This is a genomic window from Pseudomonas sp. Pmew2, assembly GCF_058129885.1.
On the sequence record NZ_CM176702.1, the window covers coordinates 4,037,674 to 4,056,936 of the forward strand.

A 19,263-nucleotide genomic window follows, 5' to 3' on the forward strand; every position below is an offset into this window, starting at 1 on the left:
CTGCGATTCTTAAACCTGAGCAGCCAGAACGCGCCGTTCCCAGGGGGTTATCTCGTCAAAAAAACTGGTCAGTTCCAGGGTCTTCGACGCGATGTAGCCTTCGATGAATTCATGACCAAACAGTTCCTTGGCCAACTGACTGCTTTTCAGACGCTCCAGAGCGGCGTGCAGGGTACACGGCAATGACAATTCTTCCGGCACCTCAATCGCGCCTTGCATGGGCGGGGTGGGTTCCAGCTTTTGCTCGATGCCATGCAGCCCGGCTGCCAGGCTTGCGGCAATGGCCAGATAAGGATTGGCGTCGGCGCCTGGCAAACGGTTCTCCACCCTTCGAGCCGCTGCTGCACTCGACGGGATGCGCAGGCCGGCTGCGCGATTGTCGTAGGACCAGCAGGCGTTATTGGGCGAAGCATAGGGTTGGCACAGGCGCTGATAGGAATTCACATTGGGCGCGAACAGCGCTGTGAAATCAGCCATGCAGGCTTGCTGACCCGCAATAAAGTGACGAAACGTGTCAGTCGGTTGGCCATCTGCACCACTGAAGACGTTTACCCCGGAGTCTGTTGCTACAACGCTCTGATGAAGATGCATCGAACTGCCCGCCGTGTGAGCGAGCGGCTTGGCCATGCAGACCACAATAAGCCCGTGCTTGAGCGCGACCTCCTTGAGCAGGTGCTTGAACAGAAAGGTCTGGTCGGCGAGCAGCAGCGGGTCGCCATGCAGCAGGTTGATCTCGAACTGGCTGACGCCCATCTCGTGCATCACCGTGTCACGCGGCAGACCCAACGCCGCCATGCAGGCGTATACCTCGGCGAAAAAAGGCCGCAAGCCATTGTTCGAGCTGACACTGAACGCTGAATGCCCCTGCTCGCGTCGTCCGTCAAGCCCTGTCGGCGGCACGAACGGATACAGCGGCTCGGGGTTGGGCGCAAAGATAAAGAACTCCAGTTCGGTGGCCACAACCGGTGCCAACCCCCGTGCGGCGTAGCGGGCGATGACGGCCTTTAGCTGGCTGCGCGTCGAGAGCATGCAACGCTCGCCGCTCAACTCCTCGGCATCGCAAATCGCCAGGGCGCGCGGTTGCTCGCTCCAGGGTAGACGATGGACCTGCTGCGGATCGCTGAGCAGCGCGAGGTCGCCATCATCGCTACCGTAAAACCGTGACGGCGGGTACCCGCCCATGATGCATTGCAGCAACACCCCCCGCGCAAGCTGCAATCGCCTGCCCTCCAGAAAACCGGCAGCGGTCATCACCTTGCCGCGAGGCACGCCGTTCAGGTCCGGGGTCACACACTCCACTTCATCAATGCCCATCAGCAGCTGTGCCAGCGGATGGGGGTCATTGCGTGTCATGGTTCAATCCTTTGTCATGGGCCAGGCCGCTTGGCGGCAACCCGTACAAAATACGCAGCGGGCGTTCGGGATATCAAGCACTGAAACGACTTAGTGAGAAGGATTACAACCCGGCCTCGACCTGATCCGACGAAAGCGGTCTTGGCCGGGTTCTTGCTGTGTACCCCGGTCACAACAGTTCGACTGTCATTTTTATGTCAATGGCAACGCCTTTGCCGGAAGCCCTTGAAGCAGATGCCCTTTCGAACAGCAATCGGATAAAACACGAGCAGAGAACCCTCCATGAGCGCACCGATTCCAGTAACTCGTCCTCTGTTACCGCCTCTGGAGGAGTTCATTCCCTACCTCGAACACATATGGGAAAGCCGCCAGCTCACCAATGGCGGTCCGTTTCACCAGCAGCTTGAAAAGGAGCTGGCCGAGTACCTGGGCGTGCAGCATCTCTCGCTGTTTTCCAATGGCACGCTGGCGCTGATGACTGCCATTCAGGCGCTGCGCATCAAGGGCGAAGTCATCACCACGCCCTACTCGTTCGTGGCAACCGCCCATTCGCTGCTCTGGAACAGCCTGACGCCGGTGTTTGTCGACATAGACCCGGGTACTTATAACCTGGACCCGGAGCGCATCGAAGAAGCCATCACTCCGGCTACCACGGCGATCATGCCCGTACACTGCTACGGCATCCCGTGTGACGTCGACCGCATTCAGCAGATTGCCGATCGCTATGGCCTGAAGGTCATCTACGATGCCGCCCATGCGTTCGGTGTCCAGCATCGCGGGCAAAGCCTGTTGAATCACGGGGATCTGTCGGTGCTGAGCTTTCACGCCACCAAGGTGTTCAACACCTTCGAAGGCGGGGCCATCATCAGTCCGGATGCCAAGACCAAGCAACGTATCGATTACCTGAAGAACTTCGGCTTTGCTGACGAAGTGACCGTGGTCGCGCCGGGAATCAACGGCAAGATGAGTGAAATCAACGCTGCGTTCGGTCTGCTTCAGTTGAAGTACATCGATGAAGCGCTCTTGAAACGGCAACGTATCGATGAACGCTATCGCGATGCGCTGGCAACGGTACCGGGGCTGAAAATTCTCTGGAAAAGCACCGAAAAACACAATTACTCGTACTTCCCGGTGCTGGTCACCGAAGACTTCGCGATTTCTCGCGATGACCTTTATCAGCGGTTCCGCGACCACAACATCCTGGCGCGCCGTTACTTTTACCCGCTCATTTCCACATTCCCGATGTACCGGGGCCTTGACTCGGCAAAACCTGATCGCCTGCGTGTCGCGACCGGTCTGTCCAGTCAGATCCTGTGCCTGCCGATCTACGACAGCCTGACGGATGAAGCCTTCGACAGCATCATTGATGTGATCGTCACAGCCAGTAAAGAGAACTGCTAATGCGAACGTGCCCGGTCTGCTCCTGTCGTTTTCCGAACTTCTATCCGCTGGGTAGAAGCCATCTGGAAATCCTCCACCGCCTGAACGTCCACTACTGCATCGAAGACTTCGAGACCCTTAACGTCGGGCAATACAGCTGCCCCGAATGCATGGCGTCGGACCGTGACCGGCTTTACGCGTTGTTTGCCATGAACATGCTCGACAACCCGCCGGGCAAACCGCTGCGCATTCTCGATATAGCACCGGCAGTGGTGCTCTCGAAGTTTCTGCGCAGCCTGCCCAACGCCCGATATCGCTCGGCCGACCTGTTCTCGCCGCTGGCTGATGACGTGGTCGACATCATGGACATGCACATGTATGCCGACGAGTCCTTCGATTTCATCGTGTGCTCGCACGTACTTGAGCACGTACCTGATGACCGCAAGGCCATGTCCGAGCTGTTTCGGGTACTGGCCAAAGGCGGCTCTGCCATCCTGATGGTGCCGATTCTGCTGACCGCCACCGAAACCGAAGAAGACCCGGACGAGGCCAGCGTCGATGAGCGCTGGGCGCGCTTCGGCCAGGACGATCATGTGCGGATGTACGCCAGACAAGACTTCCAGTCCCGTTTGACGCAGGCCGGTTTCGACGTGAAGGCCCTCGGCTCGCAGGCATTTGGTGAAGGCGTCTTCAAGCAGCACGGCATTACGGAGCAGTCGGTTTTGTATATAGGCCAAAAAAGCTGACGACAACTGCAGATCATGGACGCCGACTGCGTTGCCCGGTTGGTTTTTAAAACTTTTTCAAAAGTGGTATTGCGATGAGTTCTTCACGCCTGGTCAGTATTGTCATCCCCGCTTACAAACCGGCTTTCTTCGAAGCAGCGCTTGCCAGCGCGCTGCGCCAGAACCACGACGACATCGAGATCATCATCACCGACGACTGCCGTGACGATGGCATCAAGGCTATTGTCGAAAAGCTCAGCCCGAACAGCCGCTGGCCCATTCACTATTTCAAAAATGCAACGCCGCTGGGCGAACCTCACAACATCGCACACGCCATAGCGCGTGCGCAGGGTGAGTACATCAAGTTTCTCTACGACGATGACATCCTTCTCCCGGACTGCGTGCGCCTGATGTTCGATGTCATGCACGACAGCCCGGACATCAAAGTCGTGTCAGCGACCAGAAAGAGGATCGACGCCAACGGCGCTCTGCTGGCAGACAACCTCTACACGGCCTACCCATTCGGCAAAAACGTCGTTCTGAACGGTCCCGAGCTGGTGTCCTTTCTGGCCAGTCACCCGATCAACTTCGTCGGCGAGCCCAGTGCAGTCATGTGTCGTCGCGAAGACCTGCTGGTATTCGGGCAGGACATCATGTCTCTGCAACAGGTGCTGATCTGGGGGCTGGGTGATTTGGCCATGTACGTAAAGCTCTTGCGTCATGGCAACCTGGCGATGCTCGCCCGTCCCCTTTCCTATTTCCGGGTGTCGGATCAGCAGAGCAGCGAGGCATTCAGAAAAGACCCGACCCTGCCTCGCGAAGGTCACGCCAACTTCAGGCGCATTCCCACAGAGCTGGGCTGGGTAAGGCCTGACGAGTTCAATGGCAAGGTCAAGGTTGCTCCGCTGCCACAACGCGACAATATTCAGGAAATGGACCTGCTGGCCTACTTCGACAGAAGGCCCGAAGCCACTGTTCGGAATACCCGTGTCGCCGGCTGGCTGGCTCAGCGTCGACCTACGCCAGCCCAGCATGTGTTGCTTGAAGAGTACCTGCAACAACACAACGGCGGCCCTGCGGTTGCGATTGTCGTGTCGGACTTCAATCAGCAGCCCGAGAGCGTGCTGAGCACGCTGCAAAGCCTGGCGTCCGATGCGCCTCTGCTCGACAAGCTCAAGGTGTTTGTCCTTGCCGACTACGACCGGGAACAGCAGACGCCGCTGCAAGCGCAACTGCCCTGGCGGGATGCCAGCATGGAAAACCGCGCAACAGTCATCAACGCGTTGATGCAGGAAAACGACCAAGCGTGGTGGATCCTGGTTGACGCCGGCACGACGTTCACCTTGAGCGGCCTGCTGTGCGCCGTCATGAAAATGATCGAAACACCCGAAGCCTGTGCAGTGTTCGGCGACGAAGTGACCCTGCATGCGCAGGCAGGTGCTCATCTGGCCTTTCGCCCGGACTTCAGCCTGGATTACCTGCTGACCTGCCCGGCGGCAACCAGCCGCAATTGGCTGTTCAATCGTGAAAAAGCTCTGGAAGTGGGCGGCTTCGACCCAGTCCACGCGCAGGCCATTGAACTCGACCTGATCCTGCGCATGATTGAGGGTTCGGGCTATACCGAATTTGCGCACTCTTGCGAGCCGATGATCATCTCGCCCTTATGGCAGGCGCAGGAGAACTACGATCAGGCGCGCACCGTGCAACGGCATCTGCACGTGCGTGGCTACCCAGGCAGTAAGGTGCATGCGCTGGAATCGGGACTTTACCGGATCGATTACGGCCATGCCGAACAGCCTCTGGTCTCCATTCTCGTCACCTCGCAGGATCAGCTCGAAACGCTGCTGCCCTGCGTAGAGAGCATTCTGGAAAACACGACATATCCGCACTATGAAATTCTGATCTGCGACAACAACAGCCAGTCGGCACAGACCACGCAATGGCTGGCGACCATCGATTCGATGCAGTCGGAGCGGATTCGCATCGTTCGCCACGAACAGGCACTGAGCCCGTCGGCGCTGCTCAACTCCGCAGCCGAACACGCGCTGGGCGACTATCTTGTGATGCTCGACAGCCACGCCCTGATCATTCAGCAGGACTGGCTCAACCACCTGCTCAACCACGCACTGCGCCCTGAAGTAGGTGTTGTCGGCGCGAAACTCATTTCGACGGATGGCAATGTCGTGCAGGCCGGCATCATCATGGGCCTCAATGGCACCGCGGCCACCGTCACTGCCAGCGACATCGCAGGATCTGCGAGCGATGCGCAACGTCTGGAAACAGATCAGAACTACAGCGCTGTCAGCGGCTCCTGCCTGATGATTCGCAAGTCCGTGCATGAAGAGGTGCAAGGCCTGGACGAGCACTTGTTCCCCCTGCACTTCAATGACGTGGACCTGTGCTTAAAGACACGCAGCACCGGGCATCTGGTCGTCTGGACACCGCACGCCATCGTCGCGCTGCGCCCGGACGACGCACAGAGCGACGCTGAAGCACTGGACTTCGCGACGCGCGCGCTCTACCACCGCTGGCTGCACTACATGGCCTGGGACCCTGCATACAACAAGAATCTGACGCTGACTGACAGTTTCGTTGCCCAGAGCAACCCGCAACTGAGCTGGCGGCCATTGACCCACCGTCCACTGCCGGTGGTCCTTGCTCTGCCCTGCAATCATGCGGCTGCCGGCAATCGCATCAGCACCGCGCTGCAAAGCCTGAGCGCCGAGCGCGAGACAGACGGCATCATCAGCCATGCGCCGCTTCCATTCGTGGAAATTGCCAGACTCAGCCCGGATACGGTGGTTATCCAGGGGCCAGTAAACGAAAGCCTGATTGCCAGCATCAACGCGATCAAGGACCACACCAATGCCTGGGTGGCCTACGACCTGCCGCACTACCCGGCGTACGCTGAAATCGACAAGAGCGCTGTGCCACTCGCAACAGTGCAGGCCTCCCTGCGCCACGGGCTGGCGCGGGCAGATCTGATCACAGTCCCCACAACAGCGCTGGTGGAGCTGCTGGAGGGCTCACACCCCAACGTTCAGGTGATTGAAACCCGACTTGCGCCTGAGCCATGGCGCAATCTGCAAAGCCAGCGCCAGACTCGCCCCAGACCTCGTGTAGGTTGGGTAGGCACGGCGGCAGAAACGGGCGACCTGCTGATTCTGTCAGAAGTCATCAAGGCGCTGGCAGACCGTGTGGAGTGGGTCATCATGGGACCCTGCACGCGCTGGCTACGCCCTTATATTCATGAACTGCGTTCGCCCGTGGAGGGCACTTTGTTCCCCGGGACGCTGGCCAGTCTGAACCTGGATCTGGTGTTGGCGCCTGCAGAATCCAACCTGATCAATACGAGCAAAAGCCCGGTGGCCCTGCTGGAGTTCGGTGCCTGCGGTTTTCCAGTCATTTGCAGTGATGTGCTCAGCGTGCCTGAAGACCTGCCCGTCACTCGGGTGGAAAACGAGACGAATGCCTGGGTCAGTACCATCGAGCAACACATTGATCAGTTGGATGAGTGCGCACGCAAGGGCGATGCCTTGAGACAGGCTGTCGTTGATAACTGGATGCTTGAGGCCGATCACTTGCAAGCCTGGCGCGATGCCTGGCTGAAGGGCTGATCAGAAAGGATTAAAACCAACAACAAGCTCTGCGTCCGGGCGGTGACGCAGAGCGATGATGTTTACCAGTGTATGACGCACGCCCCCCACGAATAGCCCACCCCGAACCCGACCGCAGCAACCCGGTCGCCCGGTTTCAGCGTACCGCGGTTCAAGGATTCCTTCAGCGCAATGGGAATGGTGCACGACACCGTATTGCCACAGTGCTGGAAGGCAGAAACGAACTTCTCGACCGGCAACTTCAAACGCCGACGCAGGGCATCCAGCATGAAGTGGTTGGCCTGATGAAACACGAACAGATCGACATCGGCCACACCCAGTTCGTCATCGAACAACGACGCGAACAACTGCGGTACGCGGGTCATGGAAAACTCGAAAATCGCCGGGCCATTCATGTACAGGTGTGCATCGGTACGCACGCTGCCACCGTCATCCTGATACTCGGCAGGCTGAAGGTTTTCCGCCGAGGGCCTTCGCGCACCACCAATCGGGACCATCAGGTTTTCCGCCCCGGAGCCGTCACTGCCATAACGAAAACGTTCCAGGAAAGGCCCGCCCTCAGTCGCGCTGAGCAGGGTCACGGCCGCGGCATCACCGAACAGGGTACGAACACTTTTGTCCTGCGGATGAATGTAGCGGCTGTAGGTTTCCGCCGTCACCAGTAACACATTCCGGCATTGCCCTGACTCGATCAACCCTTTGGCGATGCCAAGTCCGTAAATGTAGCCTGAACAGCCCTGATTGAAATCGAAGGCGGCGCAGTGGGTGGGGAGCTGCAAGCGGTGCTGCAGAATGCAGGCGGTGGCGGGCAATACATAATCCGGGCTTTGCGTGCAGTAAATCAACGCGTCTACTTCGCTGCGCTGAATATCTCCGTTGAGAAACAACTTCTCGCAGGCGCGGTACGCAAGGTCGGACGCAGTTTCATCCTTGTCGATGATGCGCCGCTCGCCAATACCGGTCTTCGAGAAGATTTTCTCGACATCCCATTCGGGAAATTCGCGCGCCAGTGTTTCATTGTCCAGCGAATGAGCAGGCAGTTCATATTCTATGTTCACGATCCTGGCATGAGCGCCCATGAGCGTTACCCCGATATGCGTGTGGCAGGTACACCGAATACTGTAGTGCCAGCGGCGACATTGCGTATTGCAACGCTACCCGCTCCGACCACAGCCTGTTTGCCGATCCTTACCTTTGGCAGGACGCTGGCATGCGTCCCCATGAAAACACCCTCCTCCAGCACGACACCGCCAGTGATATCGCAATGCCCGCTCAAGGTGGAGAAGTCGCCGATGTCTGCGTCATGCCCCACCAGACAGCCAATATTGAGGGTTACAAATGCGCCGATGCGAAGATCGACCGTGAGCACCGTTGAAGGACAGATCACCGCACCCTGGCCAATGGAAACATTTTCGCCAATGATGACCGAGGGGTGAATGAGGGTGAAAAATTGCGCGCCCCTGGCAAGGAGTTTTTCCACGACCAGGCGCTTGCCGCTCGGGTCGCCGATCGCACAGACCAGATACTCTTCGGGCTTTGGCTGGTAGCCGTCCACCGTCGAAACGACAGGCGGATAATGGTCGAAGCGCTCGGTTGAGCCCGGGCCGTCATTGATGAATCCGGCGATGAGCCATCCCGGATTGTTCTCCACCCAATCCGTCAGCCAAGCATGCACTTCACGGCCGAAAGCGCCGGCACCTACGATGAGCAATCTATTGGCATTCATTGCGCCAGGTATCCTCCATCCACAACCATCGCTGTTCCGGTCACCCAGCGAGCCGCCGGAGACAACAGGTAATTGACCGCATAGGCTATGTCCAGCGGCTCACCAAACCCCAGCGGGTGCTTCTGCTCAACCACGGCCATGGAATCGATACCGACCAGATCTTCAAGCTTGCGGGTCATTTCGGTTCGCACTATGCCCGGCGCAATGGCATTGACCCTTATTCCGTCTCTGGCCAGTTCAAGTGCCGCAGCGCGGACCATCGATTCCACTGCGCCTTTACTGGCGCAGTAGGCCATCAGGGAAGGCTGGGCGGCCTGAGCCATCACCGATGAAAGCAGAACAATACTGGCCCCTTGAACGAAGACGCCTTTCTGCCTGAATGACTTTATCAGCGAAAAGCCAGAGGTCACGTTGGTGGCAAACACCATTTCCCATTGCTCGATTGCCAGGGCTCGAATCGGTAGCGGCATCTGTACACCGGCAGCATGCACCAGCCCGTCGAAAGGCCCGTAGGTGCTGGCCAGGGTTTTCATCCAGGCCGGGACTGCGTGCCCGTCAAGCAAGTCAAAAGGCTCGACCCCGTGACTCTCACCGTGAAGCTGGCGCCTTGTTGCTTCAAGCCGTTCGGTGTTCCTGGCAACCAGTACCACCCGGGCGCCCTGCTGGCTCAGCCATATCGCAACCTGGCTGCCGATGCCGGAAGAGGCACCTGTGACCATGATCAATTTGCCGCTTAATGAAAACGGATTACTCACCACCCAACGTTCCTCTTCAGGGCTGACCGGCACCGCCTGGAAAACCCCTGATCGCTTATGACTCTGTAACGAGACCGATGACGTCATCCACACTCTTACAAGCGTTGAGACGGTTGGCCGACAGGTTCTTATCCAGCCGTTCATTCGCAAGCGACATGAAGGTCAGGACCGCAATGGAGTCCCAATCCAGACTTTGTCCTTTGCTCAAGGTGCCTTCGCCTGCTTCCATCGCTTCTTCGATCAGCTTAAGTACTTTGTCTTCCATCTCGATGCTCCCGGACAGCCTGCTATTGGATTAAAACGCGCGCCGACCAAAGCCTGCGCCTGACAGGACGTTAGCAATAATCGAACCAAGCCATTGAGCACACGGGGAAGCCCCTGTTATCGGGCTGGACAGGGGCAAAAGGCAGGCATTGAGGACACGAAAGTCAAAAACATGACAGGCTTATCGACAACGGGATAACGCAAGTGCGCGGCACCGCGTCAATATAATGCTGGTGCGCGGCTGTCTCATATTTCGCAGCAATTGCAGTTCGGGTTTCAGGGCAGATAAATGCTGAACATTCCCCCGCCCAGCACGCCGCCGTTGGCGATTTCGATTCGCCCGCGCATGCCGTTGCGCACATGCAGCCGGGCAATGTGCGCAGCAAAGTACAAGCCCAGGCCGGTACTGCCACTGCCCTGATTGATGCCCTGCACGTATTCGGTTTGACGCTCGATCAGATACGCCGGGTAACCGGGGCCGTCGTCATTGAGGGTGATCTTCAACTGACCGCCTTCTTCACCGATGCTGATCACGATCTGCTCGCGGGCAAAACCGATTGCATTGACGATGATATTGCCGACCACCGAGCCCACCAGTTCACGGTCAAAAAAGCCCAAGGGGCTCATCTCATCGATTTCATAGCGCGCGGCGATACCGCGGCTGGCCAGCACGTCCTGATGGTGCGCCAACTGCGCTTCGATGAAGTCGTCCAGTTCATGGTAATCCGGACGCAACGGCAGCTGGTTGACCCCGAGTTTGTAAAGGCCAAGCAACTGCACAAGCATGCCGTTGAGGTTGGCGAACTCATAGTCGATGACGCCCTGTTCCGGCATGTCACGCTGATGACCGGAAAGCTTCGCCAGCCACTCGCTGTGCGCCTGTGTCAGGGTCGCCAGCGAGTTTTTCATGTCATGTACGGTGGAGGCGATCACCATCGAAAAGTCGAGGCCCTGCTCTGTCTCTTCACTCATGCGCCAAACGCCCTCTCCCTGAGTTTCTGGTAACGCTCATAACGCGGATCGCTTTCCGGAATCTTGCCCAGCACGGTCAGGCTGGCACGGCACTCGTCAATGCCGGCCTGCCCGAGGTTCTGCCCCGGATGAAGCAGCGACTGCACCATGTTCAGCACAATACTGATGTTCTTCGGCTGCAAGCCCAGGGCGCTGCGGAAAAACGCCTGTGCCTCGGTGAGGTTGCCGGCCTTGTAACTGCGCACGCCTTGCAGGTTGAAATCGACGGCAGCCTTGCTGGCGCCCAGAATCGCGGGATCGTCGGTCATGCTGGCGACGCTTTTCATCACCGCAGGATCATCGCCATAGGCTTCAGCACAGCTCTTCAAAACACTGGCACCCGCTTCTTCCTGGCCCAGTTTCTTGAGCTGCGCAGCCACCATCAGGGCGGCATCTGCGCTGAGCACCTGCTCCATGCCATCGAGCCTGGCCATGGCCTGCTCGGTGAGCTTGGCTGCGGTTTCCGGGTCCGAGTGCTGCAGGCTGGCAGCCTTCATCAGGCGGGTGCGCACTTGCAGACCTTCGTCGTCGGTGTGTTCCTTGGCAACGTCGACTAGGGCGTTGTTGATCTCGACACGCGTGCGCGCATCCAGCCCCTGCTCGCCGCCCTTGCTGATCAGAGCATGTGCCAGACCCAGGTTGGTTTCCGGGTCCTTGAAGCGCGAATGCTGGCCTTGGGAAACCGCCTGGCGATAGGCTTTGGAGGCACTTTCAAAATCCTCGTTGCCCAGCGCCAGCTTGCCCAGCAGCTTCTGTCGACGGACTGCCAGAGGGGACAGGCGCACAGCGCTTTCCAGGACCGTCTGCGCCCGCTTGGCATCGCCAAGCGCCACCAGCACATCAGCCAGGCCGTCGAACAGCGCCGGCATGGCCGGAAACGCCTTGATTGCCTGCTCATAGACGGCCTGCGCTTCGGCAGTCTTGCCGCGTTTCAGCAGCAGACTGCCCAACGCGCCGTAGGCCCACGGCGTGGCACGATCAGCCAGAATGGTCTTGAGAAAAGCTTCCAGTGGCTCGTTCTGCTTCAGGTCCCGCAAGGCATCCGCCTTGTAGCGCAAGCACAACGGCGCATAACGCGGGTCCTGCTCGATCAGCTTGTTGCACGCGGCCAGTACCTCGGCCGGTTTGCGCCGGTCGAGGGCCTGCAGAATCGGCTTGAGCAAGGTCTTGCGCTGCACCAGCTTTTCCAGGCGCTGGGCCAGCCCGGCACGGTTGAACGGCTTGGTCAGGTAACCGTCCGGCTCCCACTCAAGCGCACTCATGACCATCGCCTGACTGTTTTCGGCGGTGACCATAATGAACACGCTTTCGTAGCTCAGCAGCCGCTCGACCATCAAGTCTTCCAGCACCTGCTGGCCATTCTTGCGGCCATCACCCAGATTGAAGTCGTGCAATACGAAGTCATAACGCTTTTGCGAGCACATGCGCAGCGCCTGCTCGCCGGTGTCGGCGGTATCCACTTCCTTGACGCCCAGTTCACGCAGCATCGACCGCACTGAACTGCGAAAGTCAGAGAAGTCATCAACGATAAGAAAGCTTTTTTGGTTGTACGCCAGCATCCGGATTCCTGCACAGGAGAGGGTGAAAATATGAGACCCACGGCCTGAAAACCACTCAGACCCGACTCGGCAGCCCATTTTTCAGGACGCACATAATAACTGATGGCAACATGCCATAACACAGTTCGCCGTTGCCGCCCTCCCCGCAACAAGCCACGCGGTTCAGGGCAACACTCAGTTTTTCGACCATACGGGCAGAAACTGTAGAACGAACATCAACTTCGCGCATTGTCCGGGCGGCAGGCATGCAGACATTTTGCGAGCTGGATCGTAATTGCAGGAGCAGGAAGGGAGTTTTAGCGGAGGCTCATCACCTTTCGCTCATGCCAGCGCGCGGCGCTGGCATGAACAGGTGTTTCGGGCAGGTTTACACCCAGCCATCGTTCTTCTTGCGACCCTTGGTCAACGCCGGAAGGATCAGGCCCACCAGCAGGCCTGCACCGGCAATGCTGCCGCCATAGACCATGTAGCGCATCATCACCTGCTTGTTCTCGTCGCCGAGCCGCGCCTGAGTGGCACGCAATTCGGCCTGAGAATCAGCCAGTTGATCGTTAAGGGTCTTGGTGCGGGCTTCCAGTTCGTCGACCAGTTTCTTGCGCGCATCAAGAGTCTCTTGCATACCTTGCACACGGGTCTTCCAGGTATTGTCGATGCCTGCCAGTTGATCGGTCAGTTCGCTGACCTGCTGGGTCAGTTGCGGCACACGCTCGGCCTGACCAGGCACCTCCTGCAGGTCAGTGCTGGGGATCCACACCGTGGAACCGCCTTCGCCGCGCACCTGGCTGAACTTGCCCGAAGAGCTGAGCAGCTCGACCTTCTGCCCGGATTTCAGCGTCCCCACAATCCGATGATCATCGGTTGGTCCGCTGCGTACGTAGGTGGTGAGGCTGTCGCTGACCCAGCGATCGCTGCCTGCGGCCTGCGCGTTGCCAGGAACGACAACGGTCAATGCAGCGCCAAACAGGCCTGCGCCGAGCAAGCGACGCGAAACAGCGAACAGGCCAGGGGCTCGGGAAAGAAGTGCGGAGAAATGACGAGACATGGCGATAATTATCTTTATCTGAAATGAAAATAAAGCCTCGTTTAACGGGCCGGCTAAGGATGGGAGCGGCAGGAGATCAAAGGTTTTGCAACTCCTGCCCGGACGGAATGTCTGCCTATCAGGCGCGCTTAAAAAGCACCTGATGATCCGTTTCGTGCAGGCCGTCCAGAAAGTCCATCAGCTAACAGACTCCGTTAACGGGGTCAGGTTCACTATTGCCCGTTGTCCGCGTCAAAATTCAGCCGCACGGTCATCCCGGGCAAGTGCCTGCTTTCAAAAGAATTCGCTTGTCGATTCAATTCTGCGATGGCGCACAAAGGCTCAAACAGGGGACGTCTGCGGTCCGGCGTTTGCTTTCCCGGCCAAGTGCTGTAGAAAAGGCTCCACAGGGGTGAATGTTCTCAATGTTCACCATCCTGATGCTCGACTGCATCGCTCTAATGGAAAATAGAATGATCCCAAGACAAGTGATTAACGCCACCGTAAGCCCGAAAGGCAGCCTTGAAACCCTGTCCCAACGCGAAGTGCAGCAACTCAGCGCGGCCGGTTCAGGCAGCACCTATACCCTGTTTCGCCAGTGCGCCCTGGCCATTCTCAATACTGGCGCCCACGTTGATAACGCCAAGACCATTCTTGAGGCGTACGAAAGCTTTGAAGTGCGAATTCATCAGCAGGACCGCGGTGTGCGCCTGGAGCTGCTCAACGCTCCGGCCGATGCGTTTGTCGATGGTGAAATGATCGCCAGCACCCGCGAGATGCTGTTCAGCGCCCTGCGTGACATCGTTTACACCGAAAGCGAACTGGACAGCCAGCGCATCGACCTGAGCAATTCTCAGGGCATCACCGATTACGTGTTCCACCTGCTGCGCAATGCCCGCACGCTGCGCGCTGGCGTAGAGCCGAAGATGGTGGTGTGCTGGGGTGGTCACTCGATCAACACTGAAGAATACAAATACACCAAGAAAGTCGGCCATGAACTGGGCCTGCGCAGCCTGGATATCTGCACCGGCTGCGGCCCTGGCGTAATGAAAGGCCCGATGAAGGGCGCGACCATTGCCCACGCCAAGCAACGCATTGTCGGCGGGCGCTATCTGGGCCTGACCGAGCCGGGCATCATTGCGGCCGAAGCACCCAACCCGATCGTCAACGAGCTGGTGATCCTGCCGGACATCGAAAAACGTCTCGAAGCCTTCGTGCGCGTTGGCCACGGCATCATCATCTTCCCCGGTGGCGCAGGCACGGCTGAAGAATTCCTCTATCTGCTTGGCATTCTGATGCACCCGGACAACAAGGACGTACCGTTCCCGGTAATCCTGACCGGTCCGAAAAATACCGAGCCGTACCTGCAACAGTTGCACGCGTTCGTCGGTGCCACGCTGGGTGAAGAAGCGCAGCGTCATTACCAGATCATCATCGACAACCCGGCAGACGTCGCCCGGCAGATGACTCAGGGCCTGAAAGAAGTGAAGCAGTTCCGCCGCGAGCGGAATGACGCGTTTCACTTCAACTGGCTGCTGAAGATCGAGGAAAGCTTCCAGCACCCTTTCGATCCCACTCACGAGAATATGTCGAAACTGCAACTGAACCACGACGTGCCCACTCACGAGCTGGCCGCCAACCTGCGCCGGGCGTTTTCCGGGATTGTCGCGGGCAACGTCAAGGACAAGGGCATTCGCCTGATCGAGGAGCACGGTCCTTATCAGATTCAAGGCGATCCTTCGATCATGGGGCCGCTGGACAAGCTGCTGCAGGCGTTTGTCGATCAGCACCGGATGAAGTTGCCCGGTGGCGCGGCCTACGTGCCGTGTTATCAGGTCGTGGCCTGATCCCACGGCAATAACCGGCAGGCAAACGGGGCGCCCTTGAGCGCCCCGTTTCTATTTCTGCTGACGAAACGCTTTGGGCGACTGCCCGGTGGCGCGTTTGAAGAAGCGCGAAAAATAAGCGGGTTCGGAAAACCCGAGGCTGTCGGACACCTGATTGATGGTCATGGTGGTGTAGATCAGGTTGCGCCTGGCCTCCAGCAACAGCCGCTGGCTGATGATCTGCAAGGCCGACTGGTTGCACAGGCGCCGACACAGCGAATTCAAATGCGCGGCGCTGATGCCCATGGCCTGCGCATGCCGGTGAATGGACCAGTGCTCGCGAAAACTCGCCTCCAACTGATGCATGAACACCTGCAAATGCTCACGGCCGCGGTCCATGGCGTGAATTTCTTCGCCAGCATGCTCGCTGCTGCGCCGACTGAGCCAGACCACCAGCACGTTGATCAATGAATGCAGCATCAGATCGCGACCAGCCCTGGGCTGCCGGTACTCACGGGCGATGGCGCTGAACAGCGTATCAACGTAATGGCTGTCCGCCCCTAGCTCGTAACACCGTGTCGTGCGCATTGCCGAGCTGTCGAGTGCCGTCTCAAGCTGCTCCACCAAGGGTTTGGCCAGACTGAGAATGTGCCCCTGAATATCTTCGGCAAACCTGAAGGTGTGCACGCTTAACGCCGGAACCACCTGCAGCGAAGGTGTCTCGACCTCGGTGACCACATCCTCGACCTTGAGCATCGCCCTGCCGGACTGCACATACAGCAACTGCACCAGATCTCCATGGCGATGCGGCTTGATCTCCCATTCGTGCATCTTGCTGCGCTCGGGGATCGACTCGCAATGGATCAGGTCCGGGGTCGGCCAGGCCGCGGTTTCCCCGTAAAGCTTGAACACCGGTATCGTTGCAGTGGCAGGTCTGGCCATGTGTTCTTCTCCCGTCCGGACCCTCGAAAAGTCCAGATAATGCGTCGAATATTGCCTTCTTATCTCGATGGCATCCATTAAAAATGCAGGAGACAAAAACAATCATATCCCGCTGATGACACTTGGCAGGGATCAAAAACAGGACCATCGCCATGAAAACCCAGGTTGCCATTATCGGTTCAGGCCCTTCAGGGCTGCTGCTGGGCCAACTGCTGCAGCGTGCCGGCATCGACAACGTGATTGTCGAGCGCAAGGACCCCGATTACATCCTCTCGCGCATCCGCGCCGGCGTGCTTGAGCAAGGCATGACCGACCTGTTGCGTGAAGCAGGCGTCAGCGAACGAATGGACGCCGAAGGCTTGATTCATGACGGTTTCGAGCTGGCCTTCGACGGGCGCTGTGAGCGCATCGACCTGAAAACCCTGACCGGTGGCAGAACCGTGATGGTCTACGGCCAGACTGAAGTCACCCGCGACTTGATGGCCGCGCGCGCAGCAGCAGGTGCGATGACTGTCTATGACGCGTCTGACGTGAACATCCACGATCCAAAGACCGACAGTCCCTATGTGACGTTCGTGAAAGACGGCGAAACCGTGCGCCTGGACTGCGACTACATTGCCGGCTGCGACGGTTTCCATGGTGTATCGCGGCAATCGATCCCGTCTGAAACGCTGAAAATCTTCGAGCGCGTTTACCCGTTTGGCTGGCTCGGCGTGCTGGCCGACACGCCGCCGGTCAACGAAGAGCTGGTCTACGCCAATCACCCGCGTGGCTTTGCCCTGTGCAGCATGCGCTCGGCCATTCGCACCCGCTATTACGTGCAGGTCAGTGCCGAAGAGAAAATCGAAGACTGGTCGGACGAACGCTTCTGGACCGAGTTGAAAGCCCGTCTGCCCGAGCATCTGGCAGACCGCTTGGTGACCGGCCCGTCCATCGAGAAAAGCATCGCGCCGCTGCGCAGCTTCGTGGTTGAACCCATGCAGTACGGTCGCCTGTTCCTGCTCGGCGATGCTGCGCACATTGTCCCGCCTACCGGCGCCAAGGGACTGAACCTGGCGGCCAGTGACGTCAGCACGCTGTACCGGATTCTGCTCAAGGTTTACCGCGAGGGCCGCACCGACCTTCTGGAAAAGTATTCGCAAATCTGCCTGCGCCGCGTGTGGAAGGCCGAGCGTTTTTCCTGGTGGATGACCTCGGTGCTGCACAACTTCCCCGACACCGATGCGTTCAGCCAGCGCATCCAGCAAACCGAACTGGACTACTACGTCGGCTCGCAAGCCGGGCGCAGGACCATTGCGGAGAATTATGTGGGCTTGCCGTATGAGGCGATTGAGTAGCGTATTTCACCTATTGCGTATGAGGACGCAGAGCGTCCTGAAAAGCATGCCGACGCCGAGCGTCGCACGATAGCGGTAGTGAGCTCTGCGTCCGGTCTTGAGCAGCGTCGCCAAGAGGATGCGCAGCCATGCAATGCAATGCAATGCAATGCACGCCAGCGCAGAGCCCTGCGTTGTGCAATCACACAACGCACGCCCTCCACAGCCGTGCAAAACCCCAAAGCGTTTTCATGGGCACCACTCTATGATCGGCAGTGCACCTGACAGCTCCATAGCTGCATAAAAACAACAAGCACAGAGGAACACACGCCATGACCGCTACCTCGACCCAAGAGGCGGGCGACGCTGACGGCAATCATGTCTACCGTCGTATCACCCTGCGCCTTATTCCGTTTATCTTCATCTGCTACCTGTTCAATTACCTGGACCGCGTGAATGTCGGCTTCGCCAAGCTGCAGATGCTCGACGCCCTGAGTTTCAGCGAGACTGTCTATGGCCTCGGTGCCGGTATCTTCTTCATTGGCTACGTGCTGTGCGGCTTGCCCAGCAATCTGGCGCTGAACCGCTTCGGGCCGCGCCGCTGGATCGGCCTGATGATGATTACCTGGGGCATCTTCTCGACCTGCCTGCTGTTCGTCACCACGCCAGTCGAGTTCTACGTCCTGCGCTTTCTGACCGGCATGGCAGAGGCCGGCTTCTTCCCCGGCATCGTGTTGTACCTCTCGCGCTGGTATCCGAACCAGCGTCGCGGACGGATCATGGCACTGTTCATGTCGGCCATTCCGGTCTCCGGACTGCTGGGCGGTCCTTTTTCCGGATGGATTCTCAACCATTTCGCTGCGGGCCAGGGCGGAATGGCCGGCTGGCAATGGATGTTTCTGATTCAGGGGCTGCCTACCGTGGCGCTGGGTGTGCTGGCCTTCGTTCTGCTGTGCGACAGGGTCGAGGATGCCCGCTGGCTGACGCCCGCGCAGCGTCAGCGGGTCAAGACCGATATCACCAACGATGAACTGAGCCGTCCGGTGCAGGGTAAAAGCTCGGTGGCTTCGGTGCTGAGCATGCCGTTCATATGGATTCTGGGCTTTATCTATTTCTGCATTCAGAGCGGTGTCTACGCAATCAACTTCTGGCTACCGTCAATCATCAAGAACCTCGGTTTCAGCGATGCCCTGGTGATCGGCTGGATCAGCGCCGTGCCTTACCTGATGGCAGGCGTGTTCATGCTGCTGGTCGGCCGCTCCGCCGACCTGCGCAATGAGCGCCGTTGGCATTTGGTGGTGCCGATGCTGATGGGCGCCACGGGCCTGATCATCGCCGCCAACTTCGCGACAATGCCCATCATCGCCATTCTCGGCCTGACCATCGCGACCATGGGTGCCCTCACCAGCCTGCCAATGTTCTGGCCCTTGCCAACCGCACTGCTCAGCGCCAGCGTTGCAGCGGGCGGGCTGGCGCTGATCAACTCGATCGGCCAGATGGCAGGGTTCCTCAGCCCGTATCTGGTGGGCTGGATCAAGGACCAGACCGGCTCGACCACCCTTGCGCTGTACTCGCTGGCCGCGCTGACCATCGTCGGCAGCCTGGTGGCCTTGCGAGTCAGTCGTCAATCGAAAGGCAAGGTTGCGGCGACCGCCTGAACTTAACGACACAGTTCTCTTGAGCCAGGCCATGTGCCTGGCTTTTTGATTGAACCTGTCACTTTCAGGCAGAAACCCTACCGAAAAATGAAAAAAACGATCAAAACGCT

The 19,263-nt window shown here is 58.6% G+C and carries 15 protein-coding genes; 6 read left to right on the forward strand and 9 right to left on the reverse strand.

What is annotated here, in order from left to right:
• Positions 1-9: 9 nt before the first annotated feature.
• Entirely contained in the window at positions 10-1,251 is a 1,242-nt protein-coding gene (locus AC4ANK_RS18460; protein ID WP_161794679.1) for a glutamine synthetase family protein, read from the reverse strand.
• 384 nt (positions 1,252-1,635) lie between these two features.
• Here AC4ANK_RS18460 and vioA point away from each other — a divergent pair, with 384 nt between their 5' ends.
• The 3 genes from vioA (at position 1,636) to AC4ANK_RS18475 (ending at position 7,075) form a co-directional block, all read left to right on the forward strand.
• The gene (vioA, locus tag AC4ANK_RS18465) at positions 1,636-2,754 is read left to right on the forward strand and encodes a dTDP-4-amino-4,6-dideoxy-D-glucose aminotransferase VioA (protein ID WP_002554329.1); all 1,119 of its coding nucleotides are present in this window, start codon (positions 1,636-1,638) and stop codon (positions 2,752-2,754) included.
• On the forward strand, positions 2,754-3,479 hold the full coding sequence (locus AC4ANK_RS18470; RefSeq protein ID WP_002554330.1) for a class I SAM-dependent methyltransferase: 726 nt from the start codon (positions 2,754-2,756) through the stop codon (positions 3,477-3,479). The genes vioA and AC4ANK_RS18470 overlap by 1 nt, the downstream gene beginning before the upstream one ends.
• A gap of 74 nt (positions 3,480-3,553) precedes the next feature.
• Positions 3,554-7,075, forward strand: a complete 3,522-nt coding sequence (locus AC4ANK_RS18475) for a glycosyltransferase (protein ID WP_002554331.1) — start codon at positions 3,554-3,556, stop codon at positions 7,073-7,075.
• A gap of 62 nt (positions 7,076-7,137) precedes the next feature.
• Here the strand turns inward: AC4ANK_RS18475 and AC4ANK_RS18480 are convergent, their stop codons facing one another.
• From AC4ANK_RS18480 to AC4ANK_RS18510, 7 genes are all read right to left on the reverse strand, one after another.
• Positions 7,138-8,154, reverse strand: a complete 1,017-nt coding sequence (locus AC4ANK_RS18480) for a ketoacyl-ACP synthase III (RefSeq protein ID WP_002554332.1) — start codon at positions 8,152-8,154, stop codon at positions 7,138-7,140.
• 5 nt (positions 8,155-8,159) lie between these two features.
• Positions 8,160-8,801, reverse strand: coding sequence for a dTDP-4-amino-4,6-dideoxy-D-glucose acetyltransferase VioB (vioB, locus tag AC4ANK_RS18485; RefSeq protein WP_002554333.1), 642 nt, complete (start codon positions 8,799-8,801; stop codon positions 8,160-8,162).
• On the reverse strand, positions 8,798-9,559 hold the full coding sequence (locus AC4ANK_RS18490; protein ID WP_002554334.1) for an SDR family NAD(P)-dependent oxidoreductase: 762 nt from the start codon (positions 9,557-9,559) through the stop codon (positions 8,798-8,800). The genes vioB and AC4ANK_RS18490 overlap by 4 nt, the downstream gene beginning before the upstream one ends.
• Before the next feature lie 52 nt (positions 9,560-9,611).
• Positions 9,612-9,821, reverse strand: a complete 210-nt coding sequence (locus tag AC4ANK_RS18495; RefSeq protein ID WP_002554335.1) for a hypothetical protein — start codon at positions 9,819-9,821, stop codon at positions 9,612-9,614.
• 275 nt (positions 9,822-10,096) lie between these two features.
• Positions 10,097-10,792, reverse strand: a complete 696-nt coding sequence (locus AC4ANK_RS18500) for a sensor histidine kinase (RefSeq protein WP_002554336.1) — start codon at positions 10,790-10,792, stop codon at positions 10,097-10,099.
• On the reverse strand, positions 10,789-12,390 hold the full coding sequence (locus AC4ANK_RS18505; protein WP_002554337.1) for a tetratricopeptide repeat-containing response regulator: 1,602 nt from the start codon (positions 12,388-12,390) through the stop codon (positions 10,789-10,791). Before AC4ANK_RS18505 ends, AC4ANK_RS18500 begins: the two co-directional genes overlap by 4 nt.
• 367 nt (positions 12,391-12,757) lie before the next feature.
• A complete protein-coding gene (locus AC4ANK_RS18510) occupies positions 12,758-13,432 on the reverse strand; it encodes a TIGR04211 family SH3 domain-containing protein (protein ID WP_002554338.1) in 675 nt (224 codons plus the stop codon).
• Between the two features lie 452 nt (positions 13,433-13,884).
• Between AC4ANK_RS18510 and ppnN the strand changes: the two genes are divergently transcribed.
• A complete protein-coding gene (gene ppnN / locus AC4ANK_RS18515; RefSeq protein WP_002554339.1) occupies positions 13,885-15,258 on the forward strand; it encodes a nucleotide 5'-monophosphate nucleosidase PpnN in 1,374 nt (457 codons plus the stop codon).
• A gap of 51 nt (positions 15,259-15,309) precedes the next feature.
• Here the strand turns inward: ppnN and AC4ANK_RS18520 are convergent, their stop codons facing one another.
• Positions 15,310-16,179, reverse strand: a complete 870-nt coding sequence (locus AC4ANK_RS18520; RefSeq protein ID WP_002554340.1) for a helix-turn-helix domain-containing protein — start codon at positions 16,177-16,179, stop codon at positions 15,310-15,312.
• Positions 16,180-16,331: 152 nt separating this feature from the next.
• On the opposite strand from AC4ANK_RS18520, the gene pobA reads away from it, so the two are divergent.
• The gene (gene pobA, locus AC4ANK_RS18525) at positions 16,332-17,516 is read left to right on the forward strand and encodes a 4-hydroxybenzoate 3-monooxygenase (protein ID WP_002554341.1); all 1,185 of its coding nucleotides are present in this window, start codon (positions 16,332-16,334) and stop codon (positions 17,514-17,516) included.
• 311 nt (positions 17,517-17,827) lie between these two features.
• Entirely contained in the window at positions 17,828-19,153 is a 1,326-nt protein-coding gene (locus AC4ANK_RS18530) for an MFS transporter (protein WP_002554342.1), read from the forward strand.
• The last annotated feature ends 110 nt before the right edge of the window (positions 19,154-19,263 follow it).

What these genes read in the sequence shown, in the direction of transcription:
- AC4ANK_RS18460 (WP_161794679.1), bottom strand. Translation starts at nt 1,251, where the DNA reads ATGACCGCTGCCGGTTTTCTGGAGGGCAGGCGATTGCAGCTTGCGCGG.
- vioA (WP_002554329.1), top strand. Translation starts at nt 1,636, where the DNA reads ATGAGCGCACCGATTCCAGTAACTCGTCCTCTGTTACCGCCTCTGGAG.
- AC4ANK_RS18470 (WP_002554330.1), top strand. Translation starts at nt 2,754, where the DNA reads ATGCGAACGTGCCCGGTCTGCTCCTGTCGTTTTCCGAACTTCTATCCG.
- AC4ANK_RS18475 (WP_002554331.1), top strand. Translation starts at nt 3,554, where the DNA reads ATGAGTTCTTCACGCCTGGTCAGTATTGTCATCCCCGCTTACAAACCG.
- AC4ANK_RS18480 (WP_002554332.1), bottom strand. Translation starts at nt 8,154, where the DNA reads ATGGGCGCTCATGCCAGGATCGTGAACATAGAATATGAACTGCCTGCT.
- vioB (WP_002554333.1), bottom strand. Translation starts at nt 8,801, where the DNA reads ATGAATGCCAATAGATTGCTCATCGTAGGTGCCGGCGCTTTCGGCCGT.
- AC4ANK_RS18495 (WP_002554335.1), bottom strand. Translation starts at nt 9,821, where the DNA reads ATGGAAGACAAAGTACTTAAGCTGATCGAAGAAGCGATGGAAGCAGGC.
- AC4ANK_RS18500 (WP_002554336.1), bottom strand. Translation starts at nt 10,792, where the DNA reads ATGAGTGAAGAGACAGAGCAGGGCCTCGACTTTTCGATGGTGATCGCC.
- AC4ANK_RS18505 (WP_002554337.1), bottom strand. Translation starts at nt 12,390, where the DNA reads ATGCTGGCGTACAACCAAAAAAGCTTTCTTATCGTTGATGACTTCTCT.
- AC4ANK_RS18510 (WP_002554338.1), bottom strand. Translation starts at nt 13,432, where the DNA reads ATGTCTCGTCATTTCTCCGCACTTCTTTCCCGAGCCCCTGGCCTGTTC.
- ppnN (WP_002554339.1), top strand. Translation starts at nt 13,885, where the DNA reads ATGATCCCAAGACAAGTGATTAACGCCACCGTAAGCCCGAAAGGCAGC.
- AC4ANK_RS18520 (WP_002554340.1), bottom strand. Translation starts at nt 16,179, where the DNA reads ATGGCCAGACCTGCCACTGCAACGATACCGGTGTTCAAGCTTTACGGG.
- pobA (WP_002554341.1), top strand. Translation starts at nt 16,332, where the DNA reads ATGAAAACCCAGGTTGCCATTATCGGTTCAGGCCCTTCAGGGCTGCTG.
- AC4ANK_RS18530 (WP_002554342.1), top strand. Translation starts at nt 17,828, where the DNA reads ATGACCGCTACCTCGACCCAAGAGGCGGGCGACGCTGACGGCAATCAT.